We start from the raw sequence: 23,289 nt of genomic DNA, 5'->3' as shown, positions 1-23,289 counted from the left end.
ATTCACTCCTTGCCCTTGATGGATGGGCTGCTGGGGGATTGGGCGAACTTGAACAGGTAGGAAAAATCGGCCTTTTGCAGGCTGTTGATCGGCGTTGCCATGGAGTGGCAGTTGGTGCAGCTGCTGTTGGGCTGGATGTAGCTTTCCATGGTCACGTTGGCCGACAGTTCAGGGGTCGTCTGGCCCATGGGCGCGCCAGGGTTGGGCGTGGTACTCCATTGGGTGGTGATCAACTGGTAGTACTTGAATACGGATGCCTGAACCTGCGGCAGCGCCTGGTACTCGCTGTTGAGCTTGGTCGTGGCGTCGGTCAACGGGGTAAAACGGTCCAGTGGGTTGGGGGTGGTGAAACTCATCCCCGGCTTCGGCGTGCAGATCATGTGGCCATTGTGCAGGGTCCAGTTGCAGGGGCTCTGATTGACCTTGTCGGCAGGCGCCTTGGCATCGAAGTAGGAATACGCGATGCCTTTCTGCGGCTCATTGACCCACTGGTTTCCCTGCTTGACCTTGGGCGGCACATTGTCGACCTGCTCGAAGGTCGACCAGATCCACTGTGGAAACCCCTCGACCTTGTTGATGATGTGCAGCCCCACCAGGCCTAGCGTCGCTTGAGCCGTGCCGTTGGCCACGCCTTGTGCATCGAATGTGGTGATCTGTGCCTGCATGTGCAGGTAGCGGCTGGGGTCATCCTTGGCGGTGAGTATCCGCCAGCTGGATTTGATCTCGTTGGTCGCGTTGGGGAAGTTGATGTTGCTGGCCTTGGCCACGACATCAGCGTTGTAGAACTGGTTGTTGACGATGTAGTCGTAGGAGGCCTGGTTGGCGGCAATCTGGTAATAGGTCGGATTGCCGTTCTGGTCGATCAGCCAACCGCCCACGGCCTGGCTGTCGTTGGCCGTTGCGGTGTTCTTGCGCCCGGCGATATTGATCAGCTTGAGGACCCTGGCCATAGGTGCCGAATTCCATGGACCGGGGTCCTGCCCTTGAGGCAGGAAGACCTCATTCACGCCCTTGTAGCTCTGCCACACGGTATCGCCAGGACTGCCCAGGGGTTTGCTGCAATCGGCGACTCCGCGTTGGCCGGTCTTGGCCGGCCAGTTCAGGTTGATGAACACCTGCCAGCTGTATTGATCGAAAGCCTGCTGCGATGCATTGGCGGCAGGTACCACGGCATTGGGCGGGCAAGAGGTCTGCTGCTGCGGCGCGCTGGGCTGCAGGGCGCAGGCTTGTTGGCTGCCCAGGCCAAGCAGCAGCAGGGTGGTGAAACGGCTCCAATGGTTCATGACGCGGCTCCTGTCACTGCGGGGTGGGCGAGAGTTGGTTCCACTGCGGCCGGGCACCGTTTTTCAACGATGGCGGCGGATTGAACAGTTGGCAGTCCGGTGGGTTGACCGGGCACATCTTCGCCACCTGGTCCCAGGTCTTGGCCGGGTCCGGCTTCTCGTTGCGCCAGTTGCGATAGTTCTGGCTGACGATCGGTGCGTTGGCGACGCTGACATCGCCGGAGAAGTAGAACGACTGCGGATGCTGATAGGGCGCCAGGCCCGCCCCGTCGCTGGTGGCCTGCTTGTAGAAGGCGTAGCCGAACAGAATCGGGCTCGGCTTGACCGGAATCTCCAGGGCGTAGGCCTGCACGCTGCCGTCCAGGTGCTGGCTGCGGGCGGCGCTGTAGGGCAGGTGCTTGATGAAGTCGCGGCGTGGCGGGTGGTTCATCGGCGAGAACATGCAGCAGGCCGGCATGTCCTTGGGCCGGTCCTCGGGGTAAGTGAGGAAGTAGGCCTTGTTGCCCAGGGAGACGAAGGAGCAGGTGTAGTTGTTGTTCTTGATCGGGAAGATCGGCAGGCAGTACTTCTCGTAATGCTCCATCATCGCCCCGGAACCGTCGCCGTCGGCCGGCACGTAGTCATTGTCGTAGTAGCTGGTGCCCTGGGACACGGTGTAGTCGGCAGGCTTCAGGGTGCTGGGCGGGCTGCTGTAGGGCGGCGGGTTGTTCTTGTAGTTGGCGGTGACCCGGTACATGGTCCAGTCGCTGACCCAGGTCGCCGGGTAGAGCGGATCGGCCGGATCGCCCGGGTGACGCTTGGCGATGCAATTGTTGGTCTTGGCGTCGCAGCCCTTGTCGTTGTGCACGCCCATGTTGAAGTAGACGTTATCGGGGTATTCCTGGGCCCAGGATGCCTGGCTGGCGCACAGCAGGGTGGCGGCCAGCAGCAGGCGCTTGAGTGGATTGGTGTTCATCTGACTCTCCTTTGCAAAGCCGGGCGACTCGGGTCGCCCGGTGTTCCAGTGCCTGAGTGTTGCGGCTCAACCTGGCTGATAGTCGTTGAGGTCGAGAGGGGTCGGTGGGTAGCCGGTGCTCACCAGGTCCTTGGCCCAGATCTCCAGCACCTGGCGCCGGCTCTGGGGCAGGTCCCGGGTGATGGGCATGGCCAGGGTGCTGGCCTCCTGGTACTCCTTGCTGATCAGGGTGATGAACTGCTCGATCGCGCCCTCGATGCGTTGCAGGGAGTTGAGCGGCATGTACTTGTTCATGATCGGGTAGAGGTAATAGAAGGGCTGGAGGATTCGCGGAAAGATGAACTCTTTCCAGATCCGCACATTGGCGTCGTCGAACTGGTACACCCGGTTCCAGCAGTCGACGAAGTCCTTGAGCATCTGCGGCTCTTGCGGCAGCACCCGCAACGGCGAGAGGAAGTCGGTGAAGGCGTCGGTGTAGGAGAAGCTGAACGGAATGCCCGCCGGATCGTCCTGAATGAAAAAGCGCAGGGTGGGGAAGCCTGGCGCCACGGCTTGCACCGTCAATTGGGCAATGCCATCGGCATTGGTCGTGATGCGGGTCAGGCTGTAGTTCACGCTGGCGCCCAGGCCGGCGTCATTGTCCAGTGTCCCGGTCATCGGTTGCGGCTTGTCGAACTTCAGGCAGGGCCTCAGATCGACAGCGGCCGGTGTTTTCAGGAACTCCTGATAGGTGATGGCGTTGCCGACCGGCTCATCGCACGCGGCAGCCTTGACGATCATGGCGCTCAGGCTTCTGCCGCTGCCCTCCCTGAGCAGGCTTGGATGCTGCGAGGCATCGTTGAACTGGGGCATGCCCGGCTGGTTTTTCACTCGCGCATCGGGATAGTCGGTGATCAGCACGAAATCCGCCGGGTTGCTGAACGCCAGGTAGTAGTTGCTGGTGGTCAGCATGAAGGCATTGTTGTACTCGGCGACCCACAAGGTGGTGCCGGCCGGTGCCGGTTGGCCGTTGTTCTGCACCATGATGTTCAGCGTCCGGCGGTCACCGACGTCGATGAAGCTGCCGCTCTCGATCACTTCCGCGGTCCACATCTGCTGTTGGGCGGCGATGGTGTCGGTACCCTTGAGCCGCAGCGCCAGGTTGCCGTTTTTCAGCAGGGCCTGGGCGCTGGCATCCAGGGGCAGGTCCAACAGGCCGGAGCGCTTGTCGAAAGCCGATTGCTGATACTGGTCGAAATTGATGCTGGTCAGGGGTTCGAAGTTGCCGCCCTGCTGGACCCCCAGCTCGTAGTCGCCGACGTGGAACTTGGCGGCGACCGGAATAGCATTGTTGCGGCCATCGAGATCGGGGATGGCCGGGCCGTCATGGACGGCCGGGTAGATCGGAAAGGTATTGCCCAGGTCCAGCGACAGCGTACTGCCGTTGAGCTGGGCACTGAGCACGCCCAGATTGACCCGCTGGTCTTTTTTGTGGATCACCGTATCGCCCGGAACCTTCTTGTAGAAGGGCACCTGATCCTTGGGCGCCAGGCGCTGGCCGCCCGGTGCGGTGGGGAACTCGTTGGCGAACCACAGGCCCAGGGTGCCTGCAGTGCGGCTGTAGGCGGGGTTGAAGAAGGTTTCGGTCGGATTGTCCAGGCCCATTTGATAGAGCATCTGCAGCCTGGACATGTCCCAGGGCGCCTTGGAGTGGCTGTTGGCGATCTTGAAGTCGTTGAACAGGCCGTTCTGGTCATAGACCGTCAGGTAGGTGGTGAACCTGATCATCAGTCCCTGGGCGTTCTGGCTGAGCATTTCGTCCTGCAGGTTTTTCAGCAGTTTTGAGTCACCGATGACCCATTCCAGCTGGTCCTTGGGAAAGCAGGTCTGCCAGGTGGCCGTGACGTAGACCAGGCCGCCAAAGGCGCCCCAGTTGAAGTCGAGAAAGCGGTTGAGCATGCGGTACGTGTGTTTCAGGGTCAGGCCACAGGTGGCGTCGCCGAGTACCAGCTTGTCGAAGTACAGGGCGGTGAAGGTGTTCTGCCAGGGGCTGATGTCGACGAAGCGTGCGGCGGTCGGGCTCGGGTTACCGAAGGAATTGCCCAGCAGTTGGTAGGACTTGTTGATCAGCGGGTCGCTGTCGATGTAGCTGTCGACCTTGGATTCCCCGCCGATGATCACCGAGCGCAACTGCTGGTAGTCCACGGTGCCGCAGGCGTTGTCGCCGAACAGATCCCACTCGGCGGGAATCATCGGGTAGCTGTCGGGGTCGCCGTTGGTGGGCACCTGCAGCACGTAGTCCGGAACGTCCTTATAGGCCAGCGGAGTGATGCCCCAGGGCATCAGGGTTTGCGGGGCATTCTTGTCATTGATCCCGTACTGGCTCAGGAAGCGCCAGTTCATCTGCATCTTCACCGCGTCGTACAGCGGCAGTACATCGTTGTTGTTGAAGGTCGGCGGGTTCCAGAACATGAAACCGTTGAGGTAGATCCGGGGAAAGTTCAAGACGCTCATGGTGGCTCTCCTTAGCGTTTCCACTGGGCGCGTTTGAGCGACCAGACGTAGTCCAGTTTTTGATAACCGACGAAGTCTTTGTCCGGCAGTACGCTGGTGGGGTAGAGGATTCCGCCTGTGTGATCGATGTTGAACGAGAAGAAGCTGTTCTTCTTCGTCGAATAGGCCGCAGTGCTATGGCAAGCCAGGCACGAAGAACTGCCCTGGAAGGCCGATTCCAGCTGGGAGTTGGCCAGCAGCTTGGGTTCGGCCCGGTGCTGGTCGTACTGCACGCCGATCAGTTCGTACTGGGCCAGGTTCGAATACTGCTGCTGGAAGCTGTTGTTCACCGGTTTGGCGGCATCGGTGGGCCCGGTGATGTTGGTCATCGGCTTGGGTGGGGTGTCGTTGGTGACGGTGTACTTGGGATTGTTGCGATTCTCGAAGGTGGTCCAGACCCAGTCCGGGGTCAGCTTGTTGATCACATGCATGCCGCTCAGGGCGGCGTAGCCCACCTGATACTGGCCGGTGCTGTCCACGTAGTAGGCCTGGGAGATGTAGTAGCCATCTTCTGTCAGCACGGTCTTGAAGCCCTGGTCGGTGCCGATCCAGAACCAGGAAGTCTTCAGCTCCCAGGCAGTGGCCGGGAAGTCCAGGTTGCTGGTCAGCTTGGCAAGGCCATCGCGGTTATAGACCTTGTTGGCCACGATGTAGTTGAAGGTGTCCTTGCCCATCAACAGGTGGAAGCGCACCAGTTGCTCGTGCTTCGACGGCGGAACCGGGGCGCCGCTGCGCATTTTCAAGGCCAGGCCATCGACCTGCTGAACACCGTTCTGCGGGCTGCCGGCGGTGTCGTTGCCCAGAAACTGGAACAGCCCCTTGGGGTCCATGCCCTGCTTTTGCGCCAGCGCCGGCACCTCGCTCGGCAGATTCTCGCGTTCGGAGTAAGGCAGGGGCTCGGCCCCCTTCAACAGGTAGACCTGATCGGAGGGCTTGAAGGTCTCCCAGACCCGGAGCCCGCCGTTGCTGCCATCGGCCTGGTTGAGGCAGACGAACCAGTTCCAGGCCATGGTTTCCGGGCTCTGTTCGAAGGTGCTCAGGGTGCCGCTCCGATCACCGTTGAACGTGAGGAAGTTGCCGCAGTTGAACGCGCTGGGGGTCTGGGCCTGAGCAAGGCCGCTCAACACACTCAGCACGACTATAGGGATGGTTCGCCGCATGGAATCTCCTTGGCCTGAGCCGTATCGTCATTGGGGCGCCCTAGGAAATGCTCTAGGAGCAGGTGCTTTACCGCAGTGGCCGGCAGGTGCTCCGGCAGTGGTAAATCGCAATCGGTGATCAGCAGGGGCCCGACCTCGGCGTTACTCGGCAAGCGTCCGTGGCTGCCGCGAATCAGTGAGGTGTCCAGGGGAATCAGGTCCATGTAGTAGCGAAAGCCGAGCTTCTTCTGCAGCAGGCGCCGCGCTACCCGTAGTTTGGGAAAGCGGATCGCCGGGTCGATGAACAGCTCCAGTGGGTCGTAGCCGGGCTTGCGGTGGATATCCACGGTGCGGGCGAAGTCCGGGGCCAGGCGATCGTCGAACCAGTAGTAGTAATCGAACCAGAAGCCCGCGGCGGCCACCGCCACCAGCTCGCCGCTGCGCGGGTGATCCAGTTGCCTGGCCCGTTGCTCGGCCTTGTCCAGCACCTGCTCGATGCCGGGCTGGCGCTGCAACAGCGCCTTGACCCGGGCGATGTCCTTGGGCTCGCGCACATAGACGTGGGCGATCTGGTGGTCGACCACGGCAAAGGCCGCGCTGGCGCCGGGATCGAGCAACTCCCAGCTCAGGGAGCGGCGAACTTGCAGCAGGCCCTGCTCACGCAGCACGCGGTTGATGGAGATCGACTGCTGTACCGCTTCGATGCCGTATTCGGAAACCAGCATCACTGCCGCACCCTGCTGCCGGGCAAAATCCAGCAGGCGCCCGACTTCATGATCGATGGCCCGCACCTCGTCGCTGATGGACGGATGCTCGGGGCCCAGGCGCTGCAGGCTGTAGTCCAGGTGTGGCAGGTAGATCAGTTGCAGGTGCGGCCGGTTGATCTGGAACTCGGCGATGGCGCAGTCGACGATCCAGCGGCTGGAGGCAATCCCCGCCGCCGGGCCCCAGAAGCCCGGAAAGGGAAACTCGCCGATCTGCTGTTCAATGCGCTCGTGCAGTCCGGGCGGTGACGAATAGAGGCCGAAAATTTTGCGCCCGTCAGCGGGGTAATGCGGCCGCGGAGTGATGGCCGCGTCCACCTGGGCATGCATGTTGAACCACCAGAACAGCTGGCTGCAGCGCAGGTCGGGGATCTGCCGCTGCAGGGTCTGCCAGATCTTCTCACCCTGGATCAGCCCATTGGGCTGCAGCCAGAAACGCACTTCGGCCTGATCGCGAAAATACCAGCCGTTGCCGACAATGCCGTGTTCCGAAGGTGGCAAGCCGGTGAGGATCGAGGCCTGCACCGTCGAGGTCACGGCCGGGAACACCGGTTGCAGTCTGGCCATCCGTGCCCGTTGCAGCAGGGCGTTGATGCGCGGGGTGGCCGGGCCCAGCAGGCTCGGGGTCAGGCCCACCACATTGATCAGCAGCAAGGGTTGGCGCAGGGTTTCAGAGGGCATGGGCGGGGGCCTCCATGAGCGACACTTGCCCGTGCAGCAAGTGCCGTTGGCGCAGCTGTGCCTCGACCCATTGCAGTTCCGCGGCGATGCCGTGGAGCAGGGCCTGCTCGGTGTCCGGGCGCAAGGCGCCGGGCAGCACGTTCCAACTGTAGGTTTCGACCTCCAGTACCGGCTGGAACTGCGGGTGGGCGGCTAGAAAGTCGAAGGTGCGCAGCAGCGCCTGCTGGCTGCCATGGAGCTCCGGCAGCAGGAACTGCTCGCTGAATAGGGGCACATGGAAGTGGATCCGCAGCTCGGGACAGTGCCCCTGTTGCGGCTGCGCCGCTTGCAGCGCCTTGGGCAGGTCGGCCCAGGCCAGCAGTTGTCCCGCGCGGTCCCGGGCCTTGACCTGATGCAGGTAGGTGGCTTCGACAAAGCTGCCCAGGGCCTGCAGTACCTGCTGGCGGCGTTGCGAATCGGCCTCGGGCAAGTGGCAGATCAGCGCATTGGACAACTGGATCTTGCCCACCGGTATGCGCGCTTGCAGCAAGCGTTGCAGCGATTGATAGCAGTCTTCGAAGACCACCGCCTGGTGGCAGACGTCGAAACACAGCGCCAGGTACTGATGGTGTGGGTCGCAGGTTTTCCAGCGTTGAAAGAAAGCGATGGCCTGATCGGTGTTTTCCAGGACGCAGTCCGGCTCCATTTCCAGGCACAGGAGAATCTTCTTGCCGCTGCGCCGATGCAGGCTGGCCAGCCCGGCGGTCAACTGCAACAGCTGAGCCTCGGCCTGTTGTTGCTGGGCCGCGTCCCAATGTGCGGCATACCCCAGGGGTACGCTGGAAATCACCCCCTGGGGACAGTCCAGGGGCAGGGCAGCCGCCAGCAGTTCTGCCAGTTGCAGGCTGTATTCCAGGCGCTGCGGTTCGGCCCAGGTCGGCCGGTAGACCTCGGCCTTGACCGCGCCCTGATGGAATTGGCCATAAGGAAAGCCGTTGAGGGAGGTCAGGCGCAGCCCGCAGTCGTGGAGCAAGCCGAGGAACGCCTCGCGCGCCGCGGGCTGTTGCAATTCGTTGGCCGCCTGGGCACTGATCCACAGACCGCTGTCCTGCACCGCCAGTCCGCGCTGGCGGCGCACGCCCTGGAAGTGCTGCTGGATCGACGCCCGCAGGTCGGCCAGGTTCCGGGCCGGGTGCACGTTGCTGCAGTAGCCGACCTGCGCGGCGTTCCAACCGGCCTCGGCGCTCATTTGATCACCGGTTCCTGGCCGCGCAGGGCCGAATTGTCCTGCCACTGGCGGCGTTGATCGATGGGCAGCGGGCTGCTCACCAGCTGTTTGTCCAGTTGCCCGCTCTGGGCGAAGAAATCCACCGGGTTGTGGAACAGCACCTGTTCCACCTGGGCCTCGCTGAACCCGGCGGCGAGCATGGCCTGGCCGGTCTTGGGCACCTTGAGCGGATCGCTGATGCCCCAGTCGGCGGCACTGTTGACCACCATTTTCTCGGTGCCGTACTGCTGCAGCAGGGCCACCATGCGCTGCTCCGACATCTTGGTATTGGGGTAGATCGAGTGCCCGCGCCAGCAGTCGCTGTCCAGCACCAGGGGCAGGGTCAGTTCATTGAGGTGATCGATGATCACCAGGTGCTCGGCGATGCCCACTTCGCGGATCACCGCCAGGGTGCGCTTGGTGCCGCCGATCTTGTCCCGGTGCGGGGTGTGCACCAGTACCGGCAGGTTGAACTGCTTGGCCAGTTCCAGCTGCGCGGCGAGAAAACGGTCTTCCTCGGGGGTGATGTCGTCGTAGCCGATCTCGCCGACGGCCACCACGCCGTCCTTGACCAGGTAGCGCGGGAGGATCTCCAGCACCTCGTTGGCCACCGACAGGTCATTGGCTTCCTTGGGGTTCAGGCCAATGGTGCAGAAATGGTGAATGCCGAACATGCTGGCGCGAAAGCGCTCCCAGCCCAGCAGGGTATCGAAGTAATCGATGAAGCTGCCGACGCTGGTGCGCGCCTGGCCTTGCCAGAAGGCCGGTTCGATCACCCCGGTGATGCCGGCGGCGGCCATGTTCTGATAGTCGTCGGTGGTGCGGCTGACCATATGGATGTGCGGGTCAAAGTACTTCGGCATGGTGAGTCCCTGATGCAGTGGTGAAAAATCAGTGAGGGGCGGCCCGGGTGTTTCAGGCGCCGGGCGGCAAGTGTTCGAGCCAATGCGCGGGCAGTCGGCGCTGCTGGCACAAGCCGCGCAGGCGCTGGCACTGGGCCTGGCTCAGGAGTTCGAAGGCGATGGCCTGGGGCAAGGCGTCGCTGACGCTGCGAAATGCAGCCAACTGCTCTTCCATGTGCTCCAGGGCCAATTGGTTGAGGTCGACGCTGCGGCGCTGGGCCAGGCCGACGATGCGCCCGGTGTCCAGGCCCATGCCCAGGGTCTTGAGCACCAGCTGGTGGAAGGCCCGATCAGGGTAGTGGTGGGCGGGGAAGGGGTTGTCCAGGGCGATGGCGGCGAACACCTCGCGGTTGTTGGTGCGCCCGGCCTGCAGTGCCAGGTCGAGGCTGCGGCCTTGGCTGTCCAGGTCATCGAGGACCTTGAGCAGCACGCTTTTTTCCTGGTCGTCACCCCAGAGAAACAGTTGGCGCAGCAGAGCCAGTTGATCGCTGCCGGCCTGGTGTTCCAGCAACTGCGCCAGGAGCAGGGCCCGGGCCAGCTGAATGCGCTCGGTGTCCGGGCCGGTGAGCGGCGCCGGCTGGCCAAGCCGCCGTTTGCACTGGCTGCTGAGCAGCACCAGGGTGTCGGCCGAGGGCTGCCGCGCCAGTTGTTCCAGGGCCTCGTGCCACCAGCGCCGGCTCGGGTCGTCGAGCTGCTGCTCGAGTTGCCGGCGGCGTTCGGCAAAGGCGGCATGGCGCAGGGTGAGCGCAGGCGAGAGCGGGGAAACGACGTCCAGGGTCATGTCGGCTTGATCCAGCGTTGAAGGTGGGGAAGCAGGAAGAACACCAGTACGCACAACAGGCTGCCCAGGGGCTGATTGGCCAGGGCCAGCACCAGGGCATCGAACAGTGGCAGGGCCGCCAGGCCCGCACCGATGAAGGCGCGGATCTGCCGCTGCCGCGGGTTGGCCAGGTGGCGCCGGTAGTGCCAGCCCAGCCAGCCGAGCCACAGCAGCAGGACCAGCCAGAACACCCCGTTTTTGGCGTAGAAGGCCAGCACCAGCGGGCTGAGCATCAGCAGCAGCGGCAGGCGGCTGAGCAACTGGTTGCGGTGCTCCAGCCGGGCCAGGTAGGTCAGGCCGGCGATGTAGGTGCCCAGCAAGGCGGCGCACAGCCACAGCGGTTGCGGTGGCAGCGCCAGGCAGGCGGCGGCGGTCAGGTACAGGGCCGAGCGGCAGCCGCCCATCAGCCAGACGCTGTGGGGATAGTTCTTGTGCAGCAGGTTGTAGGCGAGGATGAACAGCAGCAGCAATCCGGCACTGGCCAGCAGCCAGTGGGGCTGGGCGATCAGCTGGCTCAGGCCCAGCACCGACAGAGCGGCCAGCAGCAACAGGGCGGCGGTCGCCAGGCTGACCTGGGTGCGACTGACCAGGCCGAGAACAATCGGTCGCGGGTTCTGATGCCGCAGGTCCCAGTCGGCATCCAGCAGGTCGTTGAGCAGCATGCCGGCCAGGTACAGCGCCGAGAGCGCCACCAGCAGCAGGGTCCAGACCAGCGGTGAAGGCGGCGCCTGGGTGGTGGCGCTGCTGGCCAGCAGGGCGGCGGCCAGGGCGTTGGTCCACACCGTCGGCAGGTTGGAGACGCGGCCCAGGGTCAGCCAGGTGGTCAACGAGGAATGGCTCATCGGGCGCAGTCCTCGCTCCAGGCGACGTCCGGGCCGCCGAAACTGGCCAGGCGCAACAGTGCCTGTTCCATCAGTGGCAGGTCGATGTGATGCACATCGATGGAGTGCCCGAGGCGGTTGAGCATCGGGATCGACAGCTGGCCGCCCAGATGTTGGCGGAACTCTTCCAGGCCGATCAGCACCAGGGAGCGGCCCTGGGCATCCTTCAGGCCGAGCTCCGGTGGACACAGGTTGAAGCCGAGCTGCTCCAGCAGTTGCAGCAGGCGTTGGGTTTCGGTGTCGCTCAGCAGGCCGCAGGCATTGGCATAGAGGGCGTCCAGGGCCATGCCCACCGCCACTGCCTCGCCATGGCGCAGGCGATGCCGGCTGAGGTTCTCCAGCTTGTGCGCTGCCCAGTGTCCGTAGTCCAGGGGCCGGCCGTTGCCCCGCTCGAAGGGATCGCCGGCGCCGGTGATATGTCCCAGGTGCAGTTCGGCGCAGCGGCGGATGGCGTAGCGGCTGGCGCTGTGTTCGAAGGTGGCCAGGGCCTGGGCTTGCTGCTCCATCCATTGGAAGAACGCGGCGTCCTTGATCACCGCCACCTTCACCGCTTCGGCCAGCCCGGCGATCTGGTCCCGGGGCGACAGGCTGAGCAGCCACTGGAAGTCGTTGATCACCGCTGTGGCCGGGTAGAAGGCCCCCAGCAGGTTCTTCTGGGCAAAGGCATTGATGCCGTTCTTGACCCCGATGCCAGCGTCGTTCTGCGCCAGTACCGTGGTCGGGATGCGGATCAGGCGCATGCCCCGATGGAAGGTGGCGCAGGCGTAGCCCACGGCGTCCAGCAGCGCACCGCCGCCCAGGGCCAGCACATAGCAGTGGCGGTCCAGGCCGTGTTCGAGCATCTGTGCGTACAGCTGCTGCAAGACTTCGGGGGTCTTGCTCAGCTCGCCTGCCGGCACCGGGATCGGCGCGGCCTGCAGGTGCAGGTCGGCGGCATGGGCAGTGAAGTAGGCGTCGATCTGTTGCGGCAACTGCGGGGAGCACAGCAGCAGGTGTTCATCGACGAACACCAGCACTGTGGTGCGCCCCGCCCGTGGTTGGGCCAGTTGCTGGTGCAGGCAGGGGTTGTCGACCTGGAAGACGTGATCGGTGAACAGCACCGGGTAGTGGTAGCTCACCTCAAAGCGGCCTTCCAGGGCCTGTGCCTGATCGCTCCGTGCCGGGGCCTCGCGTGGCTTGAGCAGGCTGCGTGCGCCGAGGAACAGCCCCGGCAGGACCATGCTGGCGAGAATGGTTGCCAGCAAGGCGTGCTGTTCCACCAGCAGGCTGCCGATGGCCGCGTAGGCCAGGGCCAGTCCGGCATTGGCCAGGGTGGTCACCAGCAGGAACTGGCGCAGTGGATAGCGCTGCATGCCGGCGGCCAGCACCGAGGTTTCCGCCAGCACCGGCACGCCACGCAGGCAGACCAGCGACAGGGTGCTGAGGCGATAGGCCAGTTGTCCGGGTTGCCAGCTTCTCAGTCCCAGCCAGGTGGACAGCAGGCGAAAGTAGCCGGCCCCCAGCCAGTAGCCCAGGGCGGCCCCCAGGCACAGACCGATGAAGATCACCAGATAGCCGCCGATGGCGCCCAGGGCCGCCACGGCCAGCAGCGCGACCAGGCTCGAAGGCACCGGCAACAGCACATCCAGCGCCAGCAGGGCGATCAACAGCAAGGCCAGGCTGGTGCGTTGCACGGGATCGGTCGGGAGGAAGCCGCCGAGCTGATTCAGCAGTTGCTGGATCTGCTCTTCGAACAGCAGGAAGCTGGCGACCACCAGGGTCGAAAACAGCAATAAGGAAAGCCAGTAGTTTTCCGCCGTACCCTTCAGTGAGAAAGCACGAGGCAATGAGCTGCGCTTCATCAAGCATCCCTCTTGATTGATATGACTAATTCCGTGTCAGTGTCAGCTGGGTCAGGCAGGGAGGGTGTCCGGTTATTAAAATCCTCAGCGGTTCTTATTGGTCTTCTGGCGGCTGAAGCACACTTCAGTGGCGAGTAGCTATCAACTTAGTCAAGGCCGACGGATTTGCAAGCAGGCTCAATGAAGTGGCCTGCAAGGAAAATATATGGCGCGTTGAGAAAGTCTGGGCGAGATGAGAAAACAGCCCGAAAGACCGGCAGCTACGGGGAGGGGGGCAAGCCGTTTCCTCAGTAAATACGGGGCGCAGTGGCGATGCTATGTTCCTGTTGGCTATTTGGTTTATTTCTTTTTGTTATATGCGGTTCAAGTAACTAGTGGAAGTAAGTGGGGATGTTGTTATGCAGTTGTAATGGGACGAAAGTGCAAGATTAACAGGCGTGTTCGGTATTTGAGATAATGCGCGGGTTAATTGGTTTTATTAGTCAGCTATTGAGTAGTCGGCTTGTTAGTGGTGTTGGTTATTGGGCTTTTTATGGGGAGTTTGAGGGCGGGGCGCTGCAACTAGAAATTATTTAAAAGTTAACTGGAATCATTCGTAATTGTTGGCGGCTGTTGCACTTGCTGCATCATGCCGTGAGTGATTGCGGTGGGGAGCGCCCACCGCAAGGCCGAAGGGGCTTCAAGCCGTCCGTTACGCCGCCAGAAACTCTTCAGTGGACAACACGCTGGCGTAGGCAAAGGCCAGGGCCGCCATCACCGCGCTCTGCACTTGCGCCGCCGGCACGCGCTGACCATTGAACTCCAGGTCGAGGGTGGCGCAGGCGTCATGGATCACCTTCACCGGGTAACCCAGGTCGGCTGCGGCACGGGTGGTGCCTTCCACGCACATGTGGCTCATGTTGCCGATGATCACCAGTTCCTCAATGCCCTGCTGCTTGAGGATCGACTGCAGTTCGGTGTCACGGAATGAATTGACGAAGTGCTTGAGCACCACCGGCTCGTCGCCCTGGTTCAGCACCTTGGGGTGCAGGCGTGCGCCCTCGGAACCCGGCGTGAAGAACGGCGCGCTGTCGGAGGTGAATTCATGGCGGACATGCACCACCGGATCGCCGTTGCGGCGAAAGGCCTGGATCAGCCTCGCGGCGTTGTCCGCCGCCGCGTCGACTCCGACCAGCGGCCACTTGCCGCCGGCGAAGTAGTCGTTCTGGATATCGATTACGATGAGCGCCTGTTTGGCCATGGGTGTTGCCTCCAAGTGAGTGTTTGCTGTGGGGCCCAGTATCGGCACCCGCTGTCCATTGGAGGATTGGCCGCAACGACATTAACGGGGGGAAAACTGACAGTGGGTATTCAAGGTACGGTCGTCGAGCTTGGCGTACTGCTGTATCCCGGGGTGCAGATGGCCGCGGTGCACGGCCTGAGCGACCTGTTCGAGGTGGCCAACCGGATCGCCGCTGAGCAGCCGCAGGCCGCGCTGCCGCGCTTGCGCGTGAGCCATTGGCAGGGAGACGACCTGCATGCGCCGAGGCGGGTCCATGACAGCCTGCCGGGGCCGGACGACGGCTTGCAGGCGGTGGTGATACCCCCGTCGCTGGCGGGGTTTTCCGCCAGTCAGGCGTCTGCCGCCCTGGTGACCTGGCTACGCCAGCAGCATGCCGCCGGCGCCACCCTCGGCGGTGTCTGCGTGGGTTCGATCCTGCTGGCTGAAAGCGGCCTGCTCGACGGCCGCAGCGCGACCACCCACTGGACCTCGGCCCGGGCTTTTGCCGCGCGTTATCCCCAGGTGCGGCTGGAGGCCGACCAGCCCATCGTCGATGACGGCGACCTGATTACCACCGCCGGATTGATGGCCTGGGCCGAACTGGGGCTGCGCCTGGTGGACCGCATGCTGGGGCCGAGCATTGCCAGCGCCACCGCGCGCTTTCTGGTGATGGAGCACAGCGCCAGCGCCAGCCAGTGCGGGAGCAATTTCGCGCCGATCCTCAACCATGGCGACAGCGCGATCCTCAAGTTGCAGCACTGGTTGCAGGCCAATGGCGCAGTGGATGTGTCGCTGCCGGTGATGGCGCAACAGGCGGGGCTGGAAGAGCGCACCCTGTTGCGGCGGTTCCGCGCGGCCACCGGCCTCAAGCCGACTCAGTACTGCCAGCACCTGCGGGTGGGCAAGGCCCGGGAGCTGCTTGAATTCACCAAGGGCACCATCGATCACATTGCCTGGACCGTGGGTTATCAGGACCCGGCAACCTTCCGCAGCCTGTTCAGGAAAATCACCGGTCTGGCGCCCAGCGAATACCGCAGTCGCTTTGGCGCAGCGCCCGGTGCCAGCAGCCGCAGCCAGTAGGCGGCTGGCCGGCGAATGGGCCGCGGCTCCTGCGCCGGGCTCAGGAGCCCAGCCGCCGGCAAGGTGAGCCGCAGCGAGACTCAGCGCTGTACCAGCTTGTTGCGCAAGGCCTGGGCCTCATCGGGCGCCAGTTCCATCCACAACTGCTGGGTGCCGCCGATCTCTGCAGCCGCCGGCAGGCCGTCGCGGTACACCAGGCGATTGCCGCTGAGGGCCGCCACCTTGGGCCCGGGCAGCAGTGTGCCCGCCAGGTTCAGCGGATCGACCCCGCACACGGCGACCAGGCTGCCGTCATGGGGCCGCCGGCGGACTTCCCGCAGCAAGGGGATGGCCTCCGGCAAGGCGAACTGCTCGCCGGCCAGGCCGCTGACAAAGCGTCCACCGCGGATTTCCCCCCGGGCTTCCAGGCGATGGAAGGTGCGCAGCAGATCGCGCCAGCTGGGCAGCCAGTCCGCCTCGCGCTCCAGCAGGCGCCAGAACACCACGCCGTAACGCCGCAACAAGGTCATGGCCACCTGCTCCAGGATGGCGGCCGGATCCTCAGGCGCGGCGCGGCGTAGCAGGGCCCAGCGTCCGGCATCGTCCATGCCGCCGACGAAGGCGCCACGGCCGCGCCGGCTGCTGCGGTTCTGACGTTTGCTCGCCGGGGTGATCAGGGCGCGCAACCCGGCGAAGCTGTCGGCGTTGACCAGCCCGGCCCCCACCAGCTCCTGCAGGACGCTTTCCAGCTCGCTGCGCAGCAGGTGGGCTTCATGCACCAGCTCATCGAAAAACAAGGCGCCCTGCTGGCTCAATACGGCGTGGACCTTCTGCGCCTTGGGCGAGAGTTCGTGACGTTCGAGAGGACAGGTCAAGCTGTTCCAGAGGGCCACCCGGGTCCGTGGCAGCAGCACGATCGGTGTGCTGCGCAAGGCACTGCTTACAGCCTTGCCGGTGCTGTTGATCCGGCTCCAGGCCACCTTGCCGCTGCGGCACAGTTCATCCAGCCAACTGGTGGAGTAATCCTTGATTCGCGCTGGCAGCAGGTCGCTGTCCCAGGCCGAAGCCGCGGCCGGGTAGCCTTCGAGCTGGCTGACCACTTCGCCGAGCATGGCACTGCCCTGGCCCTGGGTGGCGGGTGACAGGTGCTGCCAGTCGAACAGGAAACGCATGAAGTCTTGCAGCGCCACCGGTTCGATTTCCCGGCGCAGGCGCTTGACCGTGTAGCGATGAATCCGCGCCAGCAGGTGGCGTTCGCACCACTGTTCTTCGCTGGCATCGGGGCTGAAATGGCCGCGCAGCACGTAGCCTTGGCCCTCCAGCTGAACCAGGGCCTGGCTGATCTGCCCGGCGGGCAACGCCAGGGGCGCGGCAATCTGCGCCAGGGTCTGTGGACCAAAGCCACTGAGGCGGGCGCGGATCAGCTCCACCCGCGCCGACTCCTCGTCCCAGGCCTGGTCGAAGCCGGGCACCGGCTGCAAGGCCGGTTGCAAGGGGGCCTCGGGGTACAGCGCGCGCAGCCAGGTGATGCGTTCCAGGGCCAGCCACAGATTGCCGGCACCCGTCTGCAAGCGGCAGGCGCGGCCCTGGGTGGCCAGGGTGTCGAGCCAGTGGGGCCAGCGCGGATCGGCCTGGGCTTCGGCCTCGCTGATGGCGGCCAGGCTCATCAGCGCCTCGTGCATTTCATCGGCGGTGGCCGGGTTGGGCCAGGCTTCTTCGGCCACCGCGGTGATGGCGTCGGCGTCCAGGGCGGCGAGGTCGTTGGTGGCTTGTGGGTCGCTCCAACGCCGCGCCAGTACCGCCTGGGTGCGGCGCTCTTCCAGGGGCGCGTCATCGAGAAAGGTGTAGGGCTTGGCGCTGAGAATCTCCGCCGCCAGTGGCGAAGGCGCGGGCAGGTCGCAGCTGAGCAGGCGCACCTGCCCCTGTTCCATGCGCCGCAGCAAGTGCAGCCAGCCTTCGCTGTCCATGGCCTGGTGCAGGCAGTCGTCGAGGGTCTGCTGCACCAGGGGGTGATCGGGAATCTCGCGCTCGCCGGCGAGGTTTTCCAGGCAGGCGATCTGATCGGGGAACACGCTGGCGATCAGGTCTTCGCTTTTCATCCGCTGGATCTGCGGCGCCACTTTGCGTCCACCGCTGTAGCGCGGCAGGGCCAGGGCCACCCCGGCGTTCCAGCGCCAGCGCACGCCGAACAGCGGAGCGTCCAGCAGGGCCTGGATCAGGATGTGTTCGGCGCTGTGGCTGTGCAGGTAACGCCAGACGTCGTCCAGGGCAAAGCTGTGGCTGGTGGACAGCGACAGGACGATGGCGTCTTCGCTGGCGGCGGCCTGCAGTTCGAAGTTGAAGGTGCGGCAGAAGCGTTTGCGCAGGGCCAGGCCCCAGGCGCGGTTGATACGGCTGCCGAAGGGGCTGTGGATCACCAGCTGGGTGCCGCCGGACTCGTCGAAAAAGCGCTCCATGATCAGCGTGTCCTGGGACGGCAGCGCGCCCAGGGCCAGGCGCGCCGGCGCCAGGTAGTCCACCAGTTGCTCGGCGCTGGCCGGGTTCAGCCCCAGCTCGTGGTGCAGCCAGTGGATGGCCGGTTGCAGCTGCCCGGGCGTGGCGCCAAGCAATTCGTCCAGTTGGGCCAGCAGGCGTGCCACCGCGCTGGATAGCTCGGCGCTGCGGCCTGGGGCCTCGCCGAGCCAGAAAGGGATGTTCGGCGGCTGGCCCTGGGCATCCTCGACCCGCACCTTGCCGGTTTCCACCCGCAGGATGCGATAGGACGTGTTGCCCAGCTGAAAGACGTCGCCGGCAATGCTTTCCACGGCGAAGTCTTCGTTGACGCTGCCGATGTTCAGGCCCTGGGGTTCGAGCAGCACGCTGTAGTCGGCGTTGTCCGGAATGGTCCCGCCACTGGTGACCGCCGTCAGCCTGGCCCCGCGACGGCCCCGCAGGGTGCGGGTCAGGGCGTCGCGATGCAGATAGGCGCTGCGCAAGCCCTGACGGCCGTTGAAACCGTCGGCAAGCATCTGCAGCAGGGCCTGATACTGGGCCTGATCCAGATCGGCATAAGGCGTGGCCCGGCGCAGCAGGCTCAGCAGGGCGGCTTCCGACCACTCCTGGCAGCTGACTTCGGCGACGATCTGCTGGGCCAGCACATCCAGTGGCGCATGGGGGATCAGCAGGCTGTCCAGCTCGCCGCGGCGCACGCAGTCCAGCAGGGCCGCGCATTCGATCAGGTCGTCCCGGCTCAGGGCGAACAGCCGGCCTTTCGGCGTGCCGCCGACCTGATGGCCGGAGCGCCCGACCCGCTGCAGAAAGGCCGAGATCGAACGGGGCGAACCGATCTGGCACACCAGGTCGACATCGCCGATATCGATGCCCAGTTCCAGGGACGCCGTGGCGATCAGCACTTGCAGCTCGCCGGCCTTGAGTCGTTGTTCGGCGTCCAGGCGCTGTTCCTTGGCCAGGCTGCCGTGATGCGCGGCCACCGCCGGTTTGCCCAGGCGTTCGCTCAGGTGCCGGGCCAGGCGTTCGGCCAGGCGTCGGGTGTTGACGAATATCAGCGTGGTGCGGTGTTCGCGGACCAGCTCGGCGAGACGCTCGTACACCAGCTCCCAGACATCATTGGCCATGACCGCCGACAGCGGCACGGGCGGCACTTCGATGTCCAGATCCCGCGGGCGCGCATGGCCGATGTCGACAATTGCGCAGGGCCGCTCATGGCCCACCAGGAACCGCGACACGGCCTCAATGGGTTTTTGCGTGGCGGACAGGCCGATGCGCAGCAGAGGCTCGCTGCACAGGGCCTGCAAGCGTTCCAGGCTCAGGGCCAGGTGACTGCCGCGCTTGCTGCCGGCCAGGGCGTGGATCTCGTCGACGATCACCGTGCGGGTGCTGGCCAGCATCCTGCGGCCGGAGTCCGAACCCAGCAGCACATAGAGGGACTCCGGCGTGGTGACGAGAATCTGCGGCGCGCTCTTGCGCATGGCGTTGCGGTCTTTTTGCGGGGTGTCGCCGGTACGCACCGCGGTGCTGATGGACAGTTCCGGCAAGCCCATGCGGCGCAACTGCTCGGTGATGCCGGCCAGCGGCTGTTGCAGGTTGATCTGGATATCGTTGCTCAGGGCCTTGAGCGGCGAGACGTAGACCACCAGGGTGGCGTCCGGCAATCGCCCCCCGGCCGCCAGGCCCTGGCGGACCAGATCATCGATCACCGCGAGAAAGGCGGTGAGGGTCTTGCCCGAACCGGTAGGGGCGGCGATCAGGGTCGAGCGGCGCTGGGCGATCAACGGCCAGGCGCGGGCCTGGGCCGTGGTCACGGCGGCAAAGGTGCGCTTGAACCAGGCACTGACGGCGGGGTGAAAACCGTCCAGGCCCGGGCTCACGGATTCGGCAAGGTTCATGGAAGGTTTTATGCGGCCGCTGCGGCCAACTTGCAAGTACCGCGCGCCTTGGCGCCGCTGCCGTCGCCTTGGACAGCAACTAGAGTTGAGGCAGGGGATGTATCGGTGCGCAGCGACACTTTCTCAGTGACGGTTGCGCCACAAACCCGCAAAATGCAACGATTCCGGCAATTCTCGACGGTCGAAACCACGGGATTGACCGATCCAAACCATCGTTCTGAACAGACTGGGCCTGCTGACTCTATGCGAATGCGCCTTATGTTACTGGGCGGCGGAAATGCCCTTGGGCAGGCGCTGATTCGCCTGGGTGCGGAGGAAGACATCGGTTTCCTCGCGCCCCGTCCCCCGCAAGACGGTTGGGACGCCGCGAGCCTCACGCAACTGCTCGATGACACCCGTCCGGATGCCTTGATCAATCTGGCTTACTACTTCGACTGGTTTCAGGCGGAGACGGTGAGCGAGGCCCGCTTGAGCGGCCAGGAACGTGCGGTCGAGCGCCTGGCGGAGCTTTGCCAGCATCACAACATCATCCTGCTGCAGCCTTCTAGCTACCGGGTGTTCGACGGCTCGCGAGCCACCGCCTACAGCGAGAAAGACGAGCCGGTGCCGCTGGGGCTGCGCGGTCAGGCGCTGTGGCGGATCGAACAGAGCGTTCGCGCCACTTGCCCTCAACACGTGCTGCTGCGTTTCGGCTGGCTGCTGGACGACAGTGCCGAGGGTATTCTCGGGCGTTTCCTGGCCCGGGCCGAGTCTCCCGAAGAGCTGATGATGGCGGACGACCGTCGGGGCAATCCGACGCCGGTGGACGACGCCGCGCGAGTGATTATCTCGGTGCTCAAGCAACTCGATTGCGCCGCGCCCCTGTGGGGCACCTACCACTATGCCGGCCAGGAAGCGACCACCCCCCTGGCCCTGGGGCAGGCGGTGCTCAGCGAGGCCCGGCAACTGCACCCACTGGCCATCGAGGCGCCCACCGCCCAGGCCCACGCGGCCTGTGCCGATGCCGCCGAAGAGCCGCAGCACGCGGTACTGGCCTGCAAGAAAATCCTTCACACCTTCGGGATCAAGCCGCGCGCCTGGCGTGCCGCGCTCCCGGCCTTACTGGATAGGTTCTATCGTCATGGCTGATGGCCCTGTATTGATCACCGGCGGTGCCGGTTTCATTGGTTCGCACCTGACCGATGCCCTGCTCGCCAACGGCTACTCGGTACGGGTGCTGGACGACTTGTCCACCGGCAAGCCGAGCAACCTGCCGCTGGATAACCCTCGGGTCGAACTGATCGAGGGGAATGTCGCCGATGCCGCGCTGGTCAACCGTGCCATGCAGGGCTGCAGCGCCGTGGCGCACCTGGCGGCGGTGGCGTCGGTGCAGGCTTCGGTGGACGACCCGGTGCAGACTCACCAGAGCAACTTCATCGGCACCCTGAATGTCTGCGAGGCCATGCGCCTGCATGGCGTCAAACGGGTGCTGTTCGCCTCCAGTGCGGCGGTGTACGGCAACAACGGCGAAGGTCAGTCCATCGATGAGGACACGGCCAAGGCGCCGCTGACGCCTTACGCCTCGGACAAGCTGGCCGGCGAACACTACTTGGACTTCTACCGGCGCCAGCACGGTCTGGAACCGGCGATCTTCCGTTTCTTCAATATCTTTGGTCCGCGCCAGGATCCGTCGTCGCCCTATTCCGGGGTGATCAGCATTTTCAGCGAGCGGGCCCAGCAGGGGCTGCCCATCACCGTGTTCGGCGATGGCGAGCAGACTCGGGACTTCGTCTATGTCGGTGATCTGGTGCAGGTGCTGGTACAGGCCATCCAGGCGCCGCAGCTGGAAGTCGGGGCGGTCAACGTCGGCCTGAACCAGGCCACCACCCTCAAGCAGATGCTTGCGGCCCTGGCCGAGGTGGTCGGCGAGTTGCCGCCCATCAGCTACGGTCCGGCCCGTGCCGGGGATATCCGTCATTCCCGGGCCAACAACCAGCGCTTGTTGCAACGCTTCAGGTTCCCCGAACCCACGCCGATGAGTGTCGGCCTGGCGCGCCTGATGGGGCGTTGAGGGAAATCGCAGACATGAAAAAGGCGCCTTGCAAGGCGCCTTTTTCATGACCGACGGGCTTAGAACTTGTAGCCCAGACCCACCATGTAGACCATCGGGTCGACGTCAACGTTGACCTTGGCGCGAGTGCCGGGGGCCACGCTGTTGTTGTCCACGTAGGCGGTGGTGTTGATGTCGATGTAACGCACTTGGGCGTTGAGCATCAGTTTGTCGGTCAGCATGTAGTCGGCACCCACCTGCCAGGCCAGGCCCCAGGAGTTCTTGGCGCGGAAGTTGTCGAAACCGGCTTCACTGGCACGGCTGCCGACGTGTTCGTCGTAGATCCAGGTGTAGTTGATACCGGCGCCGACATAGGGTTGGAACACCGACTTGGAGTCCAGCGGGTAGTAGACCACGCTCAGGGTTGGCGGCAGATGCTTGAGGGTACCGAGCTTGCCGTTGGCCGGTGCCAGGGCGGTGTTCTTGAGTTTGACGTCGTGCTCGAACGGAGTGGCGGCCAGCAGTTCGATACCGATGTTGTTGGTGAGCATGTAGGCGAAGTTCAGACCCAGCTGAGTGTCGCTGCCCATGGTGGCCTTGCCACCCAGGTTGGTGCCTGCCGCTGGGCCTCGGTCCACTTTGACGCTGCCGCTGTCGGCTTTCGGATTGACGGTGATGGCACCGGCGCGGACGAGAATATCGCCAGCTTCGTGGGCGTTGGCAATCGGGGCGGCGATGGCGAGCGCGATCAGGGAAGCGCTAAGCAGAGACTTGTGCATGGGAGCTCCAAAGGACGATTCAAATTGGCTATGTCCAATGGTAAGGATCGTCAAGCTGACCGCCTTGACTCAGCTCAATGAAATGACAGACCCCGGTGGCAGGGCTGAACTATTCTTTTGTTCTGCACTCTTTTGGCCTCGTGCCCAGGCCCCGTCAGCGCCGGCTCGCCGGCACCGCGGCCGCACTCACTCCTGCAACTCATAGACGTAGATCTTCTGCGCCGCCATCTGGTAGCCGGCATCCGCCAGCTCGCTGGTGGAGGGTTTGACCTGCATGTCGCCCTCGATCCAGTAAGGCTGATACAGCTCGTCGAGCTTGACCCCGACTTCGCTGGTGACGTGGACGATCTGGTTCGATGGCGGCGGCGGCACGTGGATGCAGGCGCCGAAGTAGGGCACCAGGAGAAACTCGGTGGTGCGGCCGTCCTCGTTCACTTCCAGGGGCACGATGTAGCCGGGCAGGCGCACCGACAGGCCGTCCAGGCTCTTGACCACCGGTGCATTGGGCAGGTCCTGCTTGGCGGCGGGGGCCGACTCGGCGGCCAGCGCATCGCTCATCTGCGACAGGTCGTGCAGCGGCTTCATGTTCGGCACTTCCGGCGGCGCGTCCGGCGGGATCATTTCCGACCAGGTCAGGTCCTTCGGCGCTGCCGCGGCCCACAGCGGCGAGCTGAACAGCAGCGACAGGGCAAGCAGGGAGCGCAGCAAGCGTTGGGTCTTCATAAGGCAGGG

At 64.4% G+C, this 23,289-nt stretch carries 17 protein-coding genes; 3 read left to right on the top strand and 14 right to left on the bottom strand.

Translation table 11 applies throughout. The annotated features are described in order from the left end of the window. Positions 1 to 2 precede the first annotated feature (2 nt). From DNK59_RS27730 to DNK59_RS27680, 11 genes are all read right to left on the bottom strand, one after another. Positions 3 to 1,283, bottom strand: coding sequence for a hypothetical protein (locus tag DNK59_RS27730; RefSeq protein ID WP_110725267.1), 1,281 nt, complete (start codon positions 1,281 to 1,283; stop codon positions 3 to 5). A gap of 13 nt (positions 1,284 to 1,296) precedes the next feature. After that, positions 1,297 to 2,238, bottom strand: a complete 942-nt coding sequence (locus DNK59_RS27725) for a hypothetical protein (RefSeq protein ID WP_110725266.1) — start codon at positions 2,236 to 2,238, stop codon at positions 1,297 to 1,299. Between the two features lie 66 nt (positions 2,239 to 2,304). Beyond that, on the bottom strand, positions 2,305 to 4,731 hold the full coding sequence (locus DNK59_RS27720; RefSeq protein ID WP_110725265.1) for a hypothetical protein: 2,427 nt from the start codon (positions 4,729 to 4,731) through the stop codon (positions 2,305 to 2,307). 11 nt (positions 4,732 to 4,742) lie between these two features. Next, positions 4,743 to 5,930 carry a hypothetical protein gene (locus DNK59_RS27715; protein ID WP_110725264.1) on the bottom strand — a complete coding sequence of 396 codons (1,188 nt, stop codon included), beginning with the start codon at positions 5,928 to 5,930 and terminating at the stop codon, positions 4,743 to 4,745. Beyond that, entirely contained in the window at positions 5,909 to 7,354 is a 1,446-nt protein-coding gene (locus tag DNK59_RS27710) for an alkaline phosphatase family protein (protein WP_092309429.1), read from the bottom strand. Before DNK59_RS27710 ends, DNK59_RS27715 begins: the two co-directional genes overlap by 22 nt. Continuing rightward, on the bottom strand, positions 7,344 to 8,582 hold the full coding sequence (gene eboE / locus DNK59_RS27705; RefSeq protein WP_110725263.1) for a metabolite traffic protein EboE: 1,239 nt from the start codon (positions 8,580 to 8,582) through the stop codon (positions 7,344 to 7,346). Before eboE ends, DNK59_RS27710 begins: the two co-directional genes overlap by 11 nt. Further along, on the bottom strand, positions 8,579 to 9,463 hold the full coding sequence (locus DNK59_RS27700) for a TatD family hydrolase (protein ID WP_047306302.1): 885 nt from the start codon (positions 9,461 to 9,463) through the stop codon (positions 8,579 to 8,581). The genes eboE and DNK59_RS27700 overlap by 4 nt, the downstream gene beginning before the upstream one ends. A 52-nt stretch (positions 9,464 to 9,515) precedes the next feature. Beyond that, positions 9,516 to 10,283, bottom strand: a complete 768-nt coding sequence (locus tag DNK59_RS27695; protein WP_110725262.1) for an EboA domain-containing protein — start codon at positions 10,281 to 10,283, stop codon at positions 9,516 to 9,518. Continuing rightward, positions 10,280 to 11,164 carry a UbiA family prenyltransferase gene (locus DNK59_RS27690; protein WP_110725261.1) on the bottom strand — a complete coding sequence of 295 codons (885 nt, stop codon included), beginning with the start codon at positions 11,162 to 11,164 and terminating at the stop codon, positions 10,280 to 10,282. Before DNK59_RS27690 ends, DNK59_RS27695 begins: the two co-directional genes overlap by 4 nt. Beyond that, complete coding sequence (locus DNK59_RS27685; protein ID WP_092309445.1) at positions 11,161 to 13,044, bottom strand: 3-dehydroquinate synthase; 1,884 nt, start codon at positions 13,042 to 13,044, stop codon at positions 11,161 to 11,163. The genes DNK59_RS27690 and DNK59_RS27685 overlap by 4 nt, the downstream gene beginning before the upstream one ends. Positions 13,045 to 13,735: 691 nt before the next feature. Next, the gene (locus tag DNK59_RS27680) at positions 13,736 to 14,284 is read right to left on the bottom strand and encodes a cysteine hydrolase family protein (protein WP_110725260.1); all 549 of its coding nucleotides are present in this window, start codon (positions 14,282 to 14,284) and stop codon (positions 13,736 to 13,738) included. Between the two features lie 102 nt (positions 14,285 to 14,386). Here DNK59_RS27680 and DNK59_RS27675 point away from each other — a divergent pair, with 102 nt between their 5' ends. After that, positions 14,387 to 15,385, top strand: a complete 999-nt coding sequence (locus DNK59_RS27675; protein ID WP_110725259.1) for a GlxA family transcriptional regulator — start codon at positions 14,387 to 14,389, stop codon at positions 15,383 to 15,385. Positions 15,386 to 15,465: 80 nt separating this feature from the next. Here the strand turns inward: DNK59_RS27675 and DNK59_RS27670 are convergent, their stop codons facing one another. Continuing rightward, positions 15,466 to 19,749 carry a DEAD/DEAH box helicase gene (locus DNK59_RS27670; protein WP_110725258.1) on the bottom strand — a complete coding sequence of 1,428 codons (4,284 nt, stop codon included), beginning with the start codon at positions 19,747 to 19,749 and terminating at the stop codon, positions 15,466 to 15,468. Positions 19,750 to 19,992: 243 nt separating this feature from the next. Between DNK59_RS27670 and DNK59_RS27665 the strand changes: the two genes are divergently transcribed. Both DNK59_RS27665 and DNK59_RS27660 read left to right on the top strand, forming a co-directional pair. After that, positions 19,993 to 20,877, top strand: coding sequence for a sugar nucleotide-binding protein (locus DNK59_RS27665; protein WP_110725257.1), 885 nt, complete (start codon positions 19,993 to 19,995; stop codon positions 20,875 to 20,877). Next, positions 20,870 to 21,799: an NAD-dependent epimerase/dehydratase family protein gene (locus DNK59_RS27660; protein ID WP_110725256.1), complete on the top strand. Its 930-nt coding sequence runs from the start codon at positions 20,870 to 20,872 to the stop codon at positions 21,797 to 21,799. Before DNK59_RS27665 ends, DNK59_RS27660 begins: the two co-directional genes overlap by 8 nt. Before the next feature lie 59 nt (positions 21,800 to 21,858). Here DNK59_RS27660 and DNK59_RS27655 read toward each other — a convergent pair whose 3' ends face one another. Continuing rightward, positions 21,859 to 22,557 carry an OmpW family protein gene (locus tag DNK59_RS27655; RefSeq protein ID WP_092309463.1) on the bottom strand — a complete coding sequence of 233 codons (699 nt, stop codon included), beginning with the start codon at positions 22,555 to 22,557 and terminating at the stop codon, positions 21,859 to 21,861. A 186-nt stretch (positions 22,558 to 22,743) separates the two neighbouring features. Beyond that, complete coding sequence (locus DNK59_RS27650) at positions 22,744 to 23,265, bottom strand: DUF3299 domain-containing protein (protein ID WP_177431314.1); 522 nt, start codon at positions 23,263 to 23,265, stop codon at positions 22,744 to 22,746. Positions 23,266 to 23,289: the final 24 nt, after the last annotated feature.

Source organism: Pseudomonas sp. TKO26 (assembly GCF_003225665.1).
Lineage (GTDB): Bacteria > Pseudomonadota > Gammaproteobacteria > Pseudomonadales > Pseudomonadaceae > Aquipseudomonas > Aquipseudomonas saponiphila.
The sequence above is the reverse complement of the archived record's forward strand: the minus strand, read 5'-3'. Positions and strand labels throughout refer to the sequence as shown.